This window comes from Paenibacillus eucommiae (genome assembly GCF_017874215.1).
Classification (GTDB): Bacteria; Bacillota; Bacilli; order Paenibacillales; family NBRC-103111; genus Paenibacillus_AI; species Paenibacillus_AI eucommiae.
Genome location: NZ_JAGGLB010000001.1, coordinates 610,817 through 630,565, shown reverse-complemented (window position 1 = coordinate 630,565; position 19,749 = coordinate 610,817). Strand labels below are relative to the sequence as shown.

Annotated in this window: 11 protein-coding genes; all 11 read left to right on the top strand. The window is 51.0% G+C overall.

Going from position 1 to position 19,749, the window contains the following annotated elements:
* Window positions 1-181: 181 nt before the first annotated feature.
* Entirely contained in the window at window positions 182-3,010 is a 2,829-nt protein-coding gene (locus J2Z66_RS43735) for a heparinase II/III domain-containing protein (protein ID WP_209969341.1), read from the top strand.
* Between the two features lie 251 nt (window positions 3,011-3,261).
* Window positions 3,262-4,914, top strand: coding sequence for an extracellular solute-binding protein (locus tag J2Z66_RS02105; protein WP_209969338.1), 1,653 nt, complete (start codon window positions 3,262-3,264; stop codon window positions 4,912-4,914).
* A gap of 93 nt (window positions 4,915-5,007) precedes the next feature.
* Window positions 5,008-5,919, top strand: coding sequence for an ABC transporter permease (locus tag J2Z66_RS02100; RefSeq protein WP_209969335.1), 912 nt, complete (start codon window positions 5,008-5,010; stop codon window positions 5,917-5,919).
* A 15-nt stretch (window positions 5,920-5,934) separates the two neighbouring features.
* Window positions 5,935-6,810: a carbohydrate ABC transporter permease gene (locus tag J2Z66_RS02095; RefSeq protein WP_209969332.1), complete on the top strand. Its 876-nt coding sequence runs from the start codon at window positions 5,935-5,937 to the stop codon at window positions 6,808-6,810.
* A 113-nt stretch (window positions 6,811-6,923) separates the two neighbouring features.
* On the top strand, window positions 6,924-13,004 hold the full coding sequence (locus tag J2Z66_RS02090; RefSeq protein WP_209969329.1) for an S-layer homology domain-containing protein: 6,081 nt from the start codon (window positions 6,924-6,926) through the stop codon (window positions 13,002-13,004).
* Between the two features lie 52 nt (window positions 13,005-13,056).
* On the top strand, window positions 13,057-13,455 hold the full coding sequence (locus J2Z66_RS02085; RefSeq protein ID WP_209969326.1) for an ABC transporter permease family protein: 399 nt from the start codon (window positions 13,057-13,059) through the stop codon (window positions 13,453-13,455).
* A gap of 14 nt (window positions 13,456-13,469) precedes the next feature.
* Entirely contained in the window at window positions 13,470-13,994 is a 525-nt protein-coding gene (locus tag J2Z66_RS02080; RefSeq protein WP_209969323.1) for a DUF2179 domain-containing protein, read from the top strand.
* Between the two features lie 292 nt (window positions 13,995-14,286).
* Complete coding sequence (locus tag J2Z66_RS02075) at window positions 14,287-15,912, top strand: LamG-like jellyroll fold domain-containing protein (RefSeq protein WP_209969321.1); 1,626 nt, start codon at window positions 14,287-14,289, stop codon at window positions 15,910-15,912.
* A gap of 62 nt (window positions 15,913-15,974) precedes the next feature.
* Complete coding sequence (locus J2Z66_RS02070; protein WP_209969318.1) at window positions 15,975-16,247, top strand: HIT family protein; 273 nt, start codon at window positions 15,975-15,977, stop codon at window positions 16,245-16,247.
* A 77-nt stretch (window positions 16,248-16,324) separates the two neighbouring features.
* Window positions 16,325-17,959, top strand: coding sequence for a response regulator (locus tag J2Z66_RS02065; protein WP_209969315.1), 1,635 nt, complete (start codon window positions 16,325-16,327; stop codon window positions 17,957-17,959).
* On the top strand, window positions 17,940-19,739 hold the full coding sequence (locus tag J2Z66_RS02060; RefSeq protein WP_209969313.1) for a sensor histidine kinase: 1,800 nt from the start codon (window positions 17,940-17,942) through the stop codon (window positions 19,737-19,739). Before J2Z66_RS02065 ends, J2Z66_RS02060 begins: the two co-directional genes overlap by 20 nt.
* Window positions 19,740-19,749 lie beyond the last annotated feature (10 nt).

Here is a 19,749-nt window from a genome sequence, read left to right as displayed (position 1 = left end):
ATAGATCAAGCATAGCCTTAGAGGGGGGGACAACGCGCCCCTCTATATTTTTAGGTGCGATCCAAAAAATAGCGAACCTGATGTTGTCCTTGGCATACGCGTCAATACGCTTTTTTCGGGCAACCAATGGTCTATTATTTTTTTGATCGCGTCTAAGGTACAGCGCATAGGGAGAAAGGACGTGAACCGGAAGATGGAGACGAGGAATGACAATCGAGGAGTACAGGCCGACAATGTCATAGAGCCGATCGTGAAGTCAGGAGCACACGAAGATATATCGGGGGCTCGAGGCGGGAAAAGAGGGAGCGTGTTTTTTGGCGAGCAAGTGCTGCAAAGCATACGACTGCAATGTCCCCTCGGTTCAACGGATTACGAGCAGGCAGTGAGGGAAGCGGAACGATTCGCCGCATGGACGGATGAGGAACTTTGGAGTTTGATGTATGGGTCGACGCTGAAGCGTTCGTATCATGTGTTTTCCAACGGGTATTGCCCGTCATGCCGGGAGCCGGTTCCCATGTACAATTGGAAGCTTGACGTCATCCGGTATCCTTGGAAGGTGGAATGTCCGCAATGCGGGGAACATTTTCCGAAAAATGATTTTCACCGCTTTTACGAATCGGGACTTGGAGAGGACGGCGTTTTTGACAGCGATTTGGCCGACCGTCAGCTGTTGTACAATCCGGAAGCGGACAGCGAAAAATGGGTGCCATTTGGCGTGGACGACGGAAATGGTTATGCTCAAGACGGGCATCGCTGGTATTTTGTCGCCTATTATTTGCTGTTCGGACATTGGGAATTGCAAGTACTGGAAGCTATCAGAAGCTTGTCCCGGGCTTACGTGATTACTGGCAGGAAGGCGTATGCGCACAAGGCGTTCATCTTGTTGGACCGGCTGGCCGACTTGTTCCCGTCGTTCGACTTCAAACAGCAGGGGATCATTTACGAGAAGGAGCATTACGACGACGGTTACCTCTCCTATTGGTTTCGCTCCTGTACCCATATTCGCGATTTGGTGATCGCTTACGACATGGTGTTTGACGGTGTGCGCGGGGATGAGGAGCTAGTCGCGTTCATTCGGCAAAAGTCGGAGCGGGTGGCAAAGACGGCGTCGAAACGGTCGCTGGACGAGATTTGCCGACATATCGAAACGCATATATTTCGCGACGCCCAGCACCACCGCAACAAGCTCGAGTCCAACTTCCCGATGACCGACACGACGATTACCCTGATCCGAGTGGTGCTGGGATGGCAGTCGGATCGGCCGGGAATTGAACGGACAATTGCCGAACTGGTTGATCGTGCAACGGCGGTGGACGGTACTACCGGCGAGAAAGGGATGGTGGTGTACAGCGCGTATGCTTTGTTCGATCTGGCGATGTTCCTGTCCTTGTTTGAGCAGCTCGAGCCCGGCTATATAGCCGCCGTCGCCGCTGAGCATCCAGCACTGAAGGATGGTTATCGCTTTTTTGTAGACATGTGGTGTCTGGAGCGTTATTATCCCCGTATCGGCAATACCGGTTCTTTCGCCATGCCCGACCGGCAGTACGCAGTGTTTCATTATCGCCACGAATTTTTTACGACTCAGCTTGATCCGGATATCGAATACTTCTTGTGGAAATTGTATGAAATAACTAGAGATGCTGATTTTGCCCGTGTTATTTACTTGAGCAACGAACGCCATATCGAACGGTGTTTGACCAAAAGCTTGCTAACCCCGGAGCCGGCACGTTTTCGAGACCAACTGGCCGCCTTGATCGGAGAGCGCGGTTGCCGGCTGGAGCAGAGGAGCGTCAATAAGGAGCGGTGGCGGCTGGCTGTGCTGCATGCCGGCGAAGGCCGAGACAAGCGCGCCTGCTGGATGAAATACGATTCCGGCGGCGATCACGGGCATAGCGACGGCATGAGCATTGGTTTGTTTGCCAAAGGGCTGGATCTGATGCCGGACTTCGGCTATGCACCGGTACAGTACGGGTTGTTCGAGGACGGGCCGGAACGCCCTTGGTACTATTCAACGGCTGCGCATAACACCGTAGTGGTCGATGGGGGCAATCATCGTCGGCATGAGGGACTCGTCTCCGATATAGGGACATCGACGTTGTTTGCCGGCGGCGGGAAGCTGCAGGTTATAAAGGCCAGAGCGCCGGAGATGATCGCAGGTCAGCGGTTCGAACGAACGATAGCGGCGATCGAAATCTCCGCCGAGCATTCGTATTTCCTCGATATGTTTCACGTCGAAGGAGGTAGCGAGCATGTGAAATATTCGCGCAGCACGCTCAGCGAGCTGACAATCGACGGAGCTGATCTCCTTCCAGTGGGCGATTCGGCTTCGTCATTTGGCAACGACCGAACTGCGGGCGGAATGATGAAGCAGTTCGCGACAGCCGGGGTGACGGCTCCGGGTCAATGGCGAGCCATATGGGAAGTTGACGACAGTCACTTCCGGGTTAATGAGCCGGGCGAGCGGGTCGCGCTGAACTATATCGATTTAACCGAGGACGCCGAACTGCTGACCGCCCTCTCGTGGGTTGATCTGTGGGCGAACACAGGGGATAATAAGGCAACTGGGCAGCAGTCGGCCTGGATTCCGACGGTGATGATCCGAAGACAAGGGGCAGAACGACTGAAGTCGGATTTTATCGGAATCTATGAACCGATAGATGAATCGGGCTCGAGACTGCTCGCCACGAGCAGCCGGCGGCTCGGGCAGGATGGCTGGGCGATTGAGGTGAAGCTGGATCAAGAACGTGACGATCTGCTGCTTGTTGCTGACCGTGAAAGCGGGTACACGCCTATGGTCGACGGAGTAAGACGCTACGAGCTGGAGGACGGCCGGCAAGTCACGACGAATGCCGAGCTTGTGCTGATCCGGCGTCACCATGGCATCGTGCAGCATGCGGCCATCGTGAACGGCAGTTCGCTGCATGCCGATGGAATCTGTCTGGAACTGGGCAGCGTGCAGCGCTATGCGGAAGTCAGCGGCGAGGCGGCGAGCTACCTAACGCTTGAATGAGAAGCTGCCGTGGGCTTGAACATAGGAGCGTGCAGGCCGGATTAATCAGAATGGATCCGCTATTTTTTTGATCGCGCCTAAATAGGGAGATTGTGAAGGCTGAGGTGAGATTGTACATGGCCAAACAAGGATATTTGCGGGGCTGAGTGTGCGATTATGCTTGATTTTGTGGATATTCTCAATGTTGCGGGCGGAGGAATAGGCTTATACTGAAAGAGAAATAGACAAATATTAAGGGAGGCAAAGAGGCAATGAAAAAATCATTAAAACTGCTTAGCACATTGCTTGTCGGGGTTTTGGCGGTGGGCACGGTGCTAACCGCGTGCTCTTCCAAGCCGGACAAGGGCAGTAGTAGTCCTACGCCGGGGAGCGCGTCGCCAGCAGTGAGCAGCGAACCGAGCAAGGTGCCGGAGAAGAAGGTTCCGCTGAGCCTGTTCATGTATGGTGCGAGAGTAGATGGGTTAAATCCGAGTGATAACCCCATTGTCAACAAAGTCAAGGAGATGACCAATACCGATTTGAAGGTGGAAATGGTGCCGCAAGCCGATTTTGACACCAAGTTCAAATTGATGCTGGCCTCCGGAAGCTTGCCGGATATCGTTCAAAGCTCGGGTACGACCGATCAATCGTACGAGGCTGCCCGAGCCGGTGCCTTCATTGATTTGAAAGCGTATTACGACAAATCGCCAATCATTCAGAAATATGTGACACCAGAAATGATGGAATTGTCCAAAGATCCGGTGACTGGGAATTATTGGCGGATCCCGATGGCGTATGATAAAGCACCTCAAGGCAGCGGAGTCATAGCCCGCTATGATTTGGTGGAAAAGTATAATAATGGCGTATGGCCGGAGTCGGTTGAGCAATGGGTCGATCTGATGCGTGTGATCAAAAAAGCGAACCCGACAAAGTCGGTCTTCACCAATCGAAATTTGGGTGATGCGCTGTTCTCCTATGGCGGCACGCCGATCTTCGATCTGTACGGAGCCAACCCGTACGAATTTCGAATCATGAATGGAAAGGTAGTTCCCAATGTAGTCTTGCCCGAATACCGCGCGGCTGTAGCGGTCATGCGTCAGCTATATACCGAGGGGATATTGGACAAGGACTTTGCCAGCGTCACCTCCGATCAGTACTGGGCGAAAATCGAGAAAGATCTCATTTTGCTCGACAGCAATGCGACTCCTGGATTGCTGTGGAATGCGAACCATGCGGCCAACAATATTAAGGATGGGCGCAAATACATGTTCATTCCCGATCTGAAGAAACCGCCGGCCGAGTTGGCCGATATGAAATATACGTACGGATTCCGCAACTCGCCGATTCTTACAGAAGGGCTGTTTATTTCATCCAGCAGCAAGGATCCAGATCGCGCCTGGAAGGTGATCGAAGCGTTTACTTCCGACGAACTGGTGGAGGATATTTTCTGGGGTGAGGAAGGCAAAACCTTTAAGGTGGAGAACGGCAAAAAGGTACCGGGTCTGAAAGCTCTTAGCGAAGAGTGGACACGTTATTCGTACTATTACGCCTTTGTCCCCGGTTATGAAGGAGCACCTGATCTGGGTCGAGCCAAGACCGAGCTTGCGCTCGGCGAACAGTACACGAAGGAAGTCTATGATAGCATCGATCATCGTATGCAGAAGGCTATGGAGAATGGATTCGGCGATTTGAACGGCTATGTGCAGCCCGAAGCAGTAGCCCTGAAACAATCAGAATCGATGCAGCGCATTAATCAGTTTACCGTCAAGACGATTATGGGCGAGCTGTCGATTGAGCAGTTCGATCAAGAAGTAGCGAAGTGGGAGAAGGACTACCGCGGCTTGATGTATGACGAGATGCAAAAGTATCTGGATACGAACAAAGAGATGCTGAGAAACATGGGAATCAAGCGGGTGGATTGGTAATAACGGCTGTAGGCGCTGGGAGCGATAGTGCCAGTGTGCGCACTGGCACGCCGTTCTATTTGCCGCAGATTAGCTGAAGTGGGGAGAATACTGATGAAAACTAGAACGAAAAACCGGATAAGAAAGACAGTCCCGCTGTATGTGCTGCTCGCACCGGCGATGGTCGCGCTTTTTTTGTTTAATTACATGCCGATGTACGGCATTATTATCGCCTTTCAGGACTATTCGGTGTTCAAAGGCGTGCTGGGCAGCGATTGGGTCGGTTGGAAGCATTTTTCTTACTTTTTGCATGACCGAATGTTCTGGGTAGTTATGAAAAATACGCTGATCATCAATTTTTATGATTTGCTGTTCGGTTTCACGTCGCCCATCGTGTTCGCTTTGCTGGTGTCAGAGCTCTATCAGAAAAAGTTCAAAAAACTGGTGCAGACTATTTCGTATTTGCCGCATTTTCTTTCCTGGGTCGTCGTATCTGGCATCATGTATCAAATTTTGTCTCCGACGGATGGCTTGTTCAACAAGATGCTCGTAGGGTTGTTCCATATCGAACCGATTCATTTCATGATGCAGGAATCGACGTTTCGCAGCATTCTCGTCATCGCGGACATCTGGAAAGGGGTCGGCTGGTCGGCAATTTTGTATTTTGCTGTTATTGTTGGTATCGACAAGACGCTATATGAGGCGGCCTGGATCGATGGCGCGGGTCGCGTTCGGCAATTGATTCATATTACGTTGCCACACCTGGTGCCGATGATCGTGTTACTGCTACTGCTGCGCTTGTCGAGCATGTTCGGCATTGGCTTCGAACGGGTGTTTTTGCTGCAAAATGCGATGGTGTATGAGGTTTCGGATGTTATCAGCACCTATATATACCGGATTGGGCTAGTAAAGTCACAGTACAGCCTGACAACTGCGATCGGCTTGACCCAGAGTGTACTCGGCTTTCTGCTGCTGGTTTCCTCCAACAGAGCGGCGAAAAAGACAGTCGGAATGGGACTTTATTGATAAGGAGTGTGGGCGATGAACTATCGATCCCCGTCGCGAATTGTATTTGAAATAGTCAACATCATCCTGATGATCGTATTTTCACTCTCCATCCTCATTCCTTTTTTCAACGTCTTGGCCATTTCGGTCAGTGATGCCAAGGCGGTCAGACAAGGGCTGGTCGGTTTGTGGCCGGTTGGTTTCCAGTTAGACGCCTACAAGCAGTTGATTAGCAATTATACATTTATGCGTTCCATGCTAAACACGGTTTTTCTGACGGTAACGAATACATCACTGGTTATTCTGTTTTCATTATCTTCCGCTTATGCCCTATCAAGTAAAAATTTGATCGGCAGAAAGCCGATTTTCTACTATTTCATCATTACGATGTTTTTCAGTGGAGGACTAGTGCCGACGTATTTGCTGGTCAACAATTTGGGCTTATACAATACGTACGGGGCGCTTATTTTTCCTTCAGTGGTCAGTATTTTCTATATTATTGTGTTCAAAAATGTGATCGACCAGTTGCCCAAGGAGCTACTTGAATGTGCAGAAATCGATGGTGCCGGCGACTTTAAAATATTGTTCAAGCTCGTGCTGCCTCTTGTGCTGCCGATGACGATGGCGTTTGTCATCTTCAGTGCGGTCGGCTACTGGAACGAATGGTTCAGCGTGCTGATCTATACTCGCGATCAAGCGCTATGGACACTGCAATATCAGCTGCGCGACCTGCTGACTACCTCGGAGCTAAGTAAGGAGAGGATGCAATTTTTGCCCGATCTGATGGCGGTGGATCCGAGAAATCTGAAAATGGCGGCATTGATGCTGACTGTGCTGCCGATTATTGCGATTTATCCATTCGTGCAAAAATATTTCATTCATGGCCAATTAGTCGGAGCGGTGAAAGGCTAAGCCGATGATCCGCGCTCGGCGAATGGATGAAGGGATATTTACAGAAAGGCTTTGAGCATTCACGCAGGATGAATGGCCATATCAGAAATGTTAATTAAAGGAGATGGATAGTCATGGAACTAAGGAAACGCCAACTCAAGCCGGTTATGGCGCTCTTGCTCGTAATGAGTATGTTGATGAGTATGGTACATGTACCAACAACGAGCTATGCTGCAGAACCGCAAATGATTAAGTATGACTTCAGGAAGGCAGGTATTAACGATACGCCAGGCATACCGGAAGGCTTCGTTGTAGAAGGTGCAACAAGTAATTATCCCAAAGTTGAACAATGGGATTCTTTCGGGATCGCGCTTCAAACGAGTCTGGAAGTCCCTTCAAGAACGATTCAGCTTCCGATACCTGCCTCCGGTACGTATCAGGTGTACTTTAAAGGTTATCAGTCAGTAGGATCCGGCATTGGCCAGTTGGAAATAGATGGAATGAATGTGGGGAATTATGATTTTTATGCAGCTGATTATATGATGGGATCGGAATTGGAATTAGGAAAGGTTAATCTGAAGTCGGGCATCCGTAAGCTAAAGTTTACAGCAGTAGGCAAGAATGATGCTTCCACATGGTATTATATGCAGCCTAGCGAGTTAAAGCTGTTGGAGCTCGCTCCGGAGTTGGAATCCGTTTCAATAGCTGCGCCGACAAGCTTACTTGCCGTCAATGAACAGATTCAGTTGCAAGTATCAGGATTGTTGAGTAATGAGAATGCCGCCGACCTTACTGGTGCTGAAATCGTATTTGAAAGTAGCGATGACGCGGTTGTCAGTGTGGATCAAGATGGGATGGTAACCGCGCAGCAATATGGCAACGCCACAATCAAAGCCACAGTAACGCTGGATGGGATTGCGAGAGAAGGTACCGTTGCCTTGAACGTCCTGGCCGGCATGGGTCGAATTGAAATGTCTGTAGACAACACGAGTATCCATGTAGGCCGCCATTCGTATGTAACCTTGAGCGCCTTTGCAACGGATAGCACGTTGATTGATTTGAACGGCGTCAGCATTGGATTTAACAGCTCGAACCCTGCTGTCGCTTCCGTTGATAACAATGGCATTGTTGTAGCTAAATCGGCAGGGAAGACGACGATCAGCGCTTCAGTCACATGGTCTGGAATAACGACAAGCGATAGTCAAGAGGTTGAAGTTACGAATAAGCAAATAATTCCGCAAAATATTCCTGTTTATGCGGATAAATGGAGCATAATCCATGCTGCCGCAGAGACACCGCAAATCGACGGCTTATTAAATGAATCGACATGGAATGAAGCGCGAACACTATCCGGATTTGTCACGGCTTTCGAGAATCACTCGTCGGCGCTGCAGACTGAAGTTAAGGTTTTGTACGATGCGGATCATATATACTTTGGATTACAGGGAGCGCTTTCGGAAGCAACCGATTCCGATTTCGTGGAGCTGTATATCCTCAGTAAAGACAGTAAAAAAATGTACATAGCTCCGCTTTCAATCAATAATGGAAGAAGGGTTATATCCGAACATCATTATGGAGGAAGTACAGTAAAAAATCTCAGCTCCAGTGTCAAGGTGAACCAGAATAATCGTAACTGGACGGCCGAAGTCGCGATTCCGCTCAAATCCGTCAAAATGCAGGGTATTGGATCAGGGGAAGAGCTTCGGATCAACGTAGTGCGTCATCAATCATATTCTGCTCCAGTAAGCTCCTGGTTCCCCTTGAAAACGACAACATATCAGGATGTAACGGGTGACAATGGATTCCTGTACTTCATAACCAATTCGGATCAAGAAGGGCGCTTCGGCAAGCTTTACCTGGATCGGGTTCCCGAAGACCCGCAAATAAGCACCGACAAAGTATTCGTACCCTGGTATCCGAATCAACTGACCATGGCCTACCTCGGCTATATGAACAAACGGGTAGTTATACCTGACAATGAGTTCGATATAAGCAACGAGCAATTACAGCTCAAATGGATCACGCCATCCGGGGTAACCTATTTGTTGGATTCGCCATCCATTGAAAAATCGGGCAATCAGGTGTCGATTGAGTTTGTTCATCCTAGGGCATCGGAAGACGGTAGTTATCAATTACAAATGGTCGCTCATTCCCCATCGACTGCGAACACGCGAATCGCGCTCATCAGTTTCGACAGGGAAGATATGATTCAAGCGGGAGACCGGACCTTGAACGAACCAGATTATACGGCGCCTCCTGTACAGTCTGTTGATCTAACGCCTCCATCTCCAGAGGTTCAACGATTGCTCGCTTTGATTCCTTCAAATACAGGGGTATTCTGGGCAGGTCTTCCGGACCAACCGGCGCTGTCTCCGTATCAGCTATTTGACTGGAATCCGGAAAATCCTGATCAGTTGACAAGCAAGTATAGCAGTCTGGTTTATCCGAATGCGCAATACCCAGAGGATAAAATGCTGACCGCAGTCAATCGGAAAGGAGAGACAGTTGAATATCCTTATTACGAAAATAATGAAGGCAAGAAATTCTTTATTACGGCGCATCTATGGTATAAGAAGCGGGAATATGTGATGAACCAGGCGGAAATACTGGCGAAGACGGACCCGGTCGGAGCTGCCCGAATCCTGTATAAGTTAGCTCAAGCCTATGAGGGATACGTTCCGGTGTACGATGACCCTTGGAATAGCAAACCGCTAAGCAATATTTCCGGACCACCAAATCCATACTATGGTGGAATATGGGAATGGTGGTATTTCATGGATATTAAGTCGTTGAATCGCTTATCACGGGCTTACGCAACGGTCAAATCGACGAATGCCTTTGAACGACTATCGCAGGAAGCAGGCGAGAATGTTCGCGCCAAAATTGTAGAAGGGATGTTTATACCTTCGGTTGAATTTGTCCGCACATACGCAAACAGGAATACGAACATGGATTATCATGTATGGCAAGGATTATTAGAAATGGGCAGGGCTATTGACAGACCGGATTATGTTCATGATGCGATGGAACGTTTAGCCGTATCCGTCTCGAGCCAATACTTATTTGATGGCTTCTGGAATGAAGTTTCGATGTCCTATCACGATCAAAGTGCTGGTGGCAGCGCGATCGTCGCAGGCATGCTGAACGGATGGACGGATCCCGCAGGATTTGTATCTCAGCGAACAGGGGAAAGATTGCAAAACCTAAACATGGATGAGCAGCTTCCGATTTTGAAGAAATCGAAAGATCTGCTGAGATCGCTAACATATCCGAATGGGAAATACGTGCCTCTCGGGGATACATGGGCATATGGGGGACAAGCCAATCCGATCTTAGGTTCCCTATTGCAACCCGCAGCAGGAATCGCTCGCCTTGCGCTGGGGGATGGCATGAATCAATCGCAACTCTACATGACATTCAGCCCTAAATATGGCCATGATCATTATGACCCGCTCAACCTGAACCTGTATAGCAATGGCCAGGAGCTGATTCCCGATTTGGGATATACCCATACGAAATATCGGCAGTGGGCGACATCGACGATGGGACACAATACAGTCGTCGTTGACGGCAAAGATATGCAGGTGAATTCGCAGAGTCAATCGGGCGGTAGTTTGGCGTTGTTTGCCCCCGCCGACGATATCGTGAAGATTATGGAGGCCAGAGAGGAGAAAGGCTACGCTGGCGTGGATGAGTATCGAAGACAGCCATGGTATATTACCTTCCCTGGGGGCAATGGAGACGAGGGTTATGTTCTCGATATATTCAGAGTGTCGGGAGGGAGCCGCCACGAGTATACGCTGCAAGGCGATGCCAACCATGACGCGGTATTTGAAACGGACATGAATTTGACGGATTACGGCCCTTATCTGTTACCCGCCGGAACGCAAGTTGTTCCGCCGACGAATGAGTATGAGCAGGGATCAGCCGGTAACGAGTACTACGGTTATATGTACCTTCGCGATGTCAAACAGGCGGAATTGTCGGATGACACGTATTCGATGACTTTGGTAACGAAGGAAAATGAGGATAATCGCAGCAATTTGCAAATTACGGGCTTGCTGGAGCCGGGACACAATGAGTTGTTCTTGAGCCGCTCCCCGTCGATACGCAATACGCGAGTCAGCAATATTGACACGAACGATCGCGCGGACGAGTTTACCATGCCCAAGTTCGTTTTGAGACGGGAAGGCAACAATTTGAAAAGTACGTTCGTGACAGCGCTGGAGCCTTATGCTGCCGGAGTGAACGCGAAAATTCAGAAGGTGGAACGGCTGGAGCTGGATCAGGCGCAGGAGGGCGATGTTGCTGTTGCCATTACGTACGGAACGACAAAGGATATTATTCTCAGTTCGCCGCAGGGGTCCGAGACACTGCTAGTCGCCGGAAATATCAAGCTGGATGGAAAAATGGGTTTTATTCGTCTTGAAGACGGCATTGTGACGAAAATGATGTTGATGGATGGTACCAGCCTGAAATATGGAAACGTCGAAGTAAGCGGTGCCGGGGCGATTGTCGGCGATATTCAGAAAGTGCTCCGCAAGGCCGAAGGCGCACCTTATGACGCGTTCGTAACGGCTGCGGACGTTCCGGTCAATATTCAAGGCCAATATATTGTGGTTGACCATCCTGACGGTACTTCACACGGTTATTTGATCCAGAGCATCGTGAAAGACAGTGGAAAATCGGTTATTCAAATCGAGGGTGAACCCGGGTTTGAAGTATACCCTGACGGTATTTCGCAATTGAAGTTTTTCCCTGCTACGGGATGGACAGGGGCTCATACCTTCCGGATTTCGAATATTGAAACGGATATGAGCGACGATGTCCCTACTGTCGACTCCATTCATCTTGGCGCGATCCCAGCTATGAAAATCGGCGCGACGGCGCAGTTGAGCGTAACGGCCGCATATAGCGATGGAACGATAAGGGATGCGTCCGCGGACGCTCTATTCGAGAGCAGCAAGCCGGAAGTGGCAAGCGTAAACGCTAGTGGCGTGGTGAAGGCGCTGCGTTCAGGGGAAACGAGCATTACGGCAACCTTAAACGGTAAAATAGCGAATGTGCAGATCACCGTCCTGTCGTCCGACTCGGGCAATAATCAAGATGAGAATTCCGGCGGAAACACTTCGCCTAATCATGGGCAGGATGGCGTGCAGCCGGATTTGAACGGGAATGTAATAATCTTACTGGAAGAAGGGAAGCCGGAAGTATCCGTGGCAACTGATGTATTGGCCGTTGCAAAGCAACTGACCGTGATCCAAGGCGATGCCGCGGTGACGCTGTCAAAGGATGCAATCAAGCAAATCTTGCAGCAGATGGGGGCATCGGGAGTAGGCAGCGGCAATCAGGTTCAAATGTCCTTGAATGCCAACTGGGGCAATGCTGAAGAGCAGGCGCTCGCACGGGCAAGAGAACAAACCTTTGCCTCGTTAACTGCTGCCAGTAAAGTATACGATTTTCAAATGCATGCAGAACCGTCAGGAGTAAAGCTTGAATCGCCGGTTACGGTAAGATTAGCCTTCGATCCGCAGGCTGATGTCGGCTTGCTCGGTGTTTATATGCTTGGTGAGAACGGGAAACTCGTATACGTGGGCGGCAAGATTAAAGACGGCCGGATCGAGGCGGAGCTTGCTCGTCCTGGCAGATTGGTTGTTCTGGCATACGACAAAACGTTCGACGATGTACCGGCCAATCACTGGGCCAACAGGATGTTGAAGGAAATGGCTGCTCGTCATTTGATCGAAGGCGGGAGCGATACTAAATATGAGCCGTCCCGGAATGTGACCCGCGCAGAGTTCACAGTCTTGCTTGTCCGTATTCTCGGGCTGAAAGCAGGAGGAGAACAGCGTTTCGTAGACGTGGATTCGTCTGCTTGGTATGCAGATAGCGTGTCGGCCGCTGCAGCCGCAGGGCTTGTCAGAGGGCGTGGAGACATGAGCTTTGAACCTGACCAAAACATCACCCGGGAGGAAATGGTTGTCATGCTCGTTCGGGCTTACATGTTAACGCATGGCAATCCACTATCGACTGGAGCCGTGTCTCGGTTTATCGATCGCAATCAGGTAAGTACATGGGCACAAGCAGATTTAGATTTGGCCGCGCAACTGGGGTTGGTAAGCGGAAGAGGAAACAGTCAATTTGCTCCGAAGGTATTGATGAATCGGGCTGAGGCTGCCAACGCTGTCTATAATTTGCTTAAGTTACAGGTGTAAATTGGCACGCTGATTTGGCTGAACAACCGATTAACGTGGGAGGCAAGAACCGGTGAATGGCAAGGTTGTGACCGGGCCGAATCCCAACGCTCCCAATGATACCGAGGTGACAGTTGTTCCTCGTTACATTTTTCAACGTATTGGCGATTTCGGACAGCGATGCGAAGGCGATCTGACAAGGGATGGTCGGATTGTGGCCGATTGGTTTCCAGTTAGAGCCTACAATCAATTGATTAGCAATTATACATTTATGCGCTCCATGCTAAACACGGTTTTTCTGAAGGTAACGAATACATCACTGGTCATTCTGTTTTCGTTATCTTCCGCTTATGCCCTATCAAGTGAAAATTTGATCGACAGAAAGCCGATTTTCTACTACTTCATCATTACGATGTTTTTCAGTGGGGGACTGGTGCCGACTTATTTGCTGGTTAATAATTCGGAAAGATAAGGTGGAGAGACGCCATGCAGATTGTTACGCTTCTGCTCATATTTGCTATCAACATTACGTATGTGGCGATCAACACGCTTCGCGTTATTCTGGTCATCAAGCGATATCGCGTTCTTGCCTCTGTGCTCAGCACGGTCGAGGTACTCATCTACCTCGTCGGACTGAACATTGTTTTGCAAGATATTACGAATATCGTGAATTTGATCGTGTATTGTATCGGCTGGGGCAGTGGTATTTATGTCGGCAGCCGCATTGAGCAGTTACTAGCGCTCGGTTACTCTTCTTTTCAGATTATCACTTCAAGCTCCGCTAGCCCGCTGTTGGATGAACTCCGCCGGCGAGGCTTTGCTGTTACCAGCTGGATGGCAGACGGCCGCGACGGACCGCGACTTATGATGTACGCACTTGTTCGACGCAAGCGGGAGGCGGAATTGAAGAGAACGGTGGAGGAGATAGAGCCGAAGGCGTTCATCGTTTCTTACGATCCAGGTTCGATCGGCAACGGCTATCACATTGCCAATGGTTCGAAACTTCTGTAGAGTGTTTACCTTCGGTTAAAATATGGAGATTCTCCAAGAAAATCTTTGGAATGTGCATGTTCGTCTTTCCAGTCAGCCTTTATTGTAAAGGGGAGAGGGGAGCATCCCGCAAAGATATATACGGAAGAGCGAATGGAAGGCTGGCATCTCTCCGTATTGACGTAAGCCGAGGTGACATCGGCTCAGCCGAATTGGCGTATTTGCAGGCGGGTTAGAGTACTACGAAGTCGTAGGATCAGTGGCGCGTTTTGAGATTGAATGATGACAAAAGCAAATATGGGAGGAATGGCAGATGAACAAAACGGACGGGAGCATGCAGGAGGAGCGTTCCGCCAAGGGACGCCGCATCGGTTATTGGCCACTGCGAGCCGATTGTCGGGACGCTTCGGGAGAAGGCCGACATGGCGAGGCGAGCGGTCAGCTTGTATTTGACGAAGAGGGCGCAGTATTTGATGGTATTGACTCGGCGGTCGTGCTGCCAGTATCGGCAGAAACGGACGGAAGCCGTCCGTTCAGCTTGGCGCTGGAGTTTCGGGTGAAGGACGGCAAAGGCTTTTTGCCTGGCGGTTTGGCCAGCGTTTATTCGGAGGAGCGGATGGAGGGCTGGCATTTGTCAGTGTTGACGCAGGCGGGAGTGACGTCGACCCAGTCCAACTGGCGTAATCTGCAATTCGGCTGGGGCACCGCGAGCGGCGAGGATGTCTGGAAGGATTGGGGCAGCCCAGGGGACGGGCGGATGGTAAGTGCGCTTTGCGTGTACGGCGGCCATCTGTATGCGGGTACGTTCGACAACGCCGTCGACCACCGTGGGCGGGTATTCCGTCTGGACGAGGCGGCGGAGACGTGGATCGACTGCGGCCATCCGGACGAGAGCAATGCCGTTTACGCGTTGGCCGAGTTCAAGGGAGAGTTATATGCGGGCACGATGCGTTACCGCGCCAGCGGCTCGTCGATTCCGGGTTCGCCCAATGAAGAGCCGGGCGGGCGGATTTTTCGCTACAAGGGCGGTCGGGAATGGGAATTATTGGGGGAGTTGCCCGTGCCGGACAACGACAGTATTGGAGCAATGACCGTCTACGACGATCGGCTAATCGCGATGTCATTCTACCCGCACGGGGTGTTTGCTTACGACGAGCACGGCAACTGCGAGGAGCTCGGCGCACCGGGACCGGAAGGCAAGACGCGCACGTTTAATCTTGCGCCGTATCAAGGCGATCTGTATATCGGCTGCAACGAAAGCGGCGGCGTATACCGACGCAAGCTTGATGAGCCGTGGACGTATTGCGGCAACGTGCCGCAATGCTCGCAGGTATACTGCTTCTCCACGTTCCACAATCGGTTGTTGATGGGCATCTGGAACGAGGCAAGGATGCTGCGTTATGAGGGCGGGACGGAGTGGAGCGATTACGGACGGATGGACGAGGAACTGGAAGTCATGGGCGTCTCGGTATTTAACGGCAAGCTGTACGGCGGAACGCTGCCAGGCGGTTTCGTATACCGTTACAACGGCGAGCGCAGCTGGGAGAAGATCGCCGAGCTGGAGGAGCAGGATCCGAACATTCGCTACCGCCGCGTCTGGTCGATGGCGGTATGCAGCGGTAAGCTGTTTGCCGGCACGCTACCAAGCGGCAAAGTGTGGAGCTTAAGCCGCGACCCGCTGGCGACGTACGATGAGTCGCTGGCCGACGGCTGGCACCAAGCTATCGTGACGTACGATCAGCAGCGGCTGGCGCTGTACGTGGACGGTCGGCTCGTCTCCGAAGCGGCATGCGATAGCGGAACGATCGACAGCTCCGCGCTGGCGGGTCTGCCAGTTACGCTCGGTAAAGGGCCGCAATGTCATTTTTCCGGCGTGATGCGGAAGGTTGAACTGTTCGACGGCGCGTTGACGGCGGAGGAAATTGCTGCATTAGAGTAGGAGGACAGTGATATGAGCGAAACTCACAATTGTTTCTATGTACAGATGAATACAAAGGCTACATGAAAGAAATATGTAAGCTTCAAGTATCGACGGTGTATCTGAATAACGAGCAAGAGTATCAGGGCCGCTGTACAGTGGTTTTGAATGCTCATAAAACCGAACTATTCCAGTTGGAAGATGAAGAACGCAATCAATATATGAGCGATGTGGCCAAGGTTGCGGAGGCGTTAAAGGAAGAATTTGCTGCGGAGAAGATCAATTATGCGGGTGTACGGCGATCTCGATTCGCATATCCATTTTCACGTTGTACCCAAAACCAAGTAAGTCCATAATCTGCGTGCGGCGAGCATATTGCCAATGGTTCGCAACTTCTGTAAAATGCGAGTAAACGGATACGCAGGAGGCTTGGATGATGTATCGCGTAATTATTGCTGAGGACGAGCCGTTGGCGCGGCAAGCCTTGATCGCGGCGATTCAATGGGAGGATCACGGGATGACGATCGTCGCCGAGGCAACGAATGGTCAGGAGGCTTGGGACGCCTACCGTGAGCTCAACCCGGACTTGATTATCACCGATATTCGGATGCCTGTGGTGAACGGGCTGGAGTTGATTGAGCGTATTCGCAAGCATGATCGCAGCACGAAAATCGTCGTCTTGTCCTGCCTGGACGAGTTCGACCGGGTTCGAAAGGCGTTTACGCTTGGAATAAGCGATTACATTTCGAAATTGACGATGACCACTGACGAGATGCAGCATCTCCTCTCCCGTATTTCGCAGGAGATGTCGCTCGTCCCCGAGGTGAAGAAGCGTCCGGCCGATTCGCTGGAGCAACTGCAGGTGAAGGAAAACTTGCTCAAGGACTTTATGTTTCGCAGCCGGTTCACCGTTCAGGAGTTTCTATTGTTTGCGGGCGATATGGGCTGGCGTATTCATCACACGAGCCCGATACTGCTTTGCTTGATTGAGATTGACGACTATTCGAAGCTGCTGGAGCGCTATAAGGATGATTATGGGCTGCTCACGAAGATGAGCGTGCTCAACGTATTGGACGAACTGCTCAATGAGTGCGCCGTGGGTGAGGTCATCTATGATAACCATAATCGTTATATCGTCGTTTTCAGCTCACGCAGGCAGCAAGGCGATGAACAGTTTCATGACGAGCTGCGCGATGCGCTTGAGCGTATTCGGTTCGCGTTTGCCGACTATTTCGACGCGACGCTCTCGATCGGCGTCAGCGAGGTGTATACCGGATATGTCAATTTGCGTGTCATGTACCGGGAAAGCCGATCGGCGCTTCGGCGCAAATTTGTGCTGGGAGCGGCCCGAACAATCGGCGCCCAGGACGATTCGGAGGATGAGCTCAGCAGGGAAGCGGAGCGGGCGTTCACCGAGATGATGAACGGATGGCATATGGCGCATCCACAATTGGAGCAGCAACTGAAAGCCAGCGTACACGAATTTCTCAGGCGGAATGAATGGGAGCAAGGCCCGGTGATCGACTTTTTTCAGCTGCTGCTGCAAATGCCGATCCACGTGCTAAAGCTGTCGCGAGAGTATGCCTGGGATCATTTCCAGCATTATTCGTCCCGACTGCGCCAGGCGAATTCATTGCGGGAAGCGTGCGAAACATTTACCGAGTACACGCATCGGACGTTGCAACTGCGCGAGGTGAGTCCGGTGTGGAGCCGCGAAGTGATGGAGGCGATTCGTTACATGGAGCGCGAATATCGCGAAGAGGTGACGCTGAACAAGCTTTCCGCCCATGTCAAATTGAGCTCGAACTACCTCGGCGCTATGTTCAAGAAGGAAACAGGTTTCAGCCCGATCGAATATTTGATTCAGTACCGGATTGTCAAAGCGAAGGAACTGATCGCCGAAACGGATCACCGCACCTATGAAATTGCTGAACAGGTGGGCATTTCGGATTACAGCTACTTCAGTCGCATGTTCAAGAAAATGGTCGGTGTGAGTCCGAGCGAATATCGCAAAATGCACCGATACAACGATAGATGGAGTGAGGCGGATGATGAGGATCAAGCTTAAGCATCAGCTCAATCTCATGTTTATGGTTATCGGATGTTTCATTTTAACGATAAGCTCGATTGCTATTTATTATCAAATCATGAGTACATTGAAGGAAAAATCGGAGCGCTCGACGGTGTCGCAGTTTCAGCACATGGAGAGAACGCTTCTTTCTTTCCGCCAAGAAGTGGAACGGCAATCGGTCGATCTGCTGCTGAACCCGCTTGTTCGTGAGTTTCTGCGCAATCAAGATTCAGCCGTTGACCACTTATTCGCCGGTTTGGAGCTTGCCAAATTATTTAAAGCGGCCAAATTGCAAAACAGCTGGCTGGAGTCGGTTCTGTTGTTCGCGGGTGATGGCGATGTCGTCAGCGAAGCGCAGTCGAGCCCGCTGTACCAGCAAGGTCGCAAAGACATGCCGTTTTACCGTTCCAATATGCATCAGGCCAGCACCGCGCAGTCGTTCCGAATATTCTGGTACGGCGGCCGACAACTGGTCGACTTTGTGTCGCCGGATGTTATGACTGATGACAAGCATACGCCGCTGATCTCTACGGTTCGTTATATCGAAATATCCCAGACGCTGAGGAGGGGTGGCACCCTGGTTTTGAACATCAGCGAGCAGGCGCTTGCTTCGCTGTATGAAAGCTTGGCCGCTTTGCCTGATGAGACTGCATATATTGTGGATAAAGAGGGCACGGTCATTTCCAGCCTCGACAAAACCGGACTAGGCAAGCGCAGCGAGGTCGTTGACAAGTTGGATACGGAACGTCAGTTCGGTAGTATTTCGTACAAGCCGGAGCAGGCCGATGCTCGCCAGGTGGTGTACTACGAACTGGAGAGCAGCGACTGGGTGTTGATCAAGGAAATTCCGATCAAGCTGTTTAACGGGGATTTGCAGAAGCTGCAGCGTATTTTGGTCATCGCCTTGATAAGCAGTCTTGCTTTGATGATGCTATTTTCCAACTATTGGACCCAGCTCATCTTGAAGCCGCTACGCCAACTAACCGATCAGATGCAGAAGCTGCAGCACGGGCAACTGGGCGTTCAGGTCGAAGGGCTTCCGCATAATGAGATCGGATTGCTAAGCCGGCAGTTCAACCGGATGTCGCAAAGCATCGTTGATCTGATTCAGCGCAGCGAGGCGATAGAAGCGAAGAAGCACAATCACGAAATCAAGGCGCTGCAGGCGCAGATTACGCCGCATTTTCTATACAATACGTTGAATGTGATCAAGTGGATGGCCGTTGCCCGCAAAGCTGACGATATCGCGGACAGTGTGGTGGCGCTCGGCAATATGCTGATGCCGTTCTATAAATATACGTCCCCTCTCTGGAGTCTGGAGGATGAAATCGCCTACATTCATAACTATGTGAAGCTGATGAATCGCAGATACGGGGAAGGCATCCACTTATCTTGTCGAGTGCCGAATCATCTGCTTCAAGCGCAGGTGCTGAAGTTTATGCTGCAGCCAATTGTAGAAAATGCTCTTCAGCACGGGTTTGAGCTAAAGCAGTTTCAAGGGCGAATCGAGATCGATGTGTCCGAAGAGGAGGGACGGCTGCTCGTCGCCGTCGAAGACGACGGTATCGGGATGGATGAGGAGCAACTGAAACGAACAGAGCTTCACATGAAGCGGGAGTATGCCGAGGAGGACAGGCAAGAATCGATTGGGCTAAACAATACGCATTCCCGGCTGAAGCTGCATTTCGGGTCGGAATACGGCATTCAATTGAGCAGCCGACAGGGGAAAGGGACGATCGTCCTGTTGTGCTTGCCCATGCTTAAGGAGGAGTCGTGAGATCCTGTCG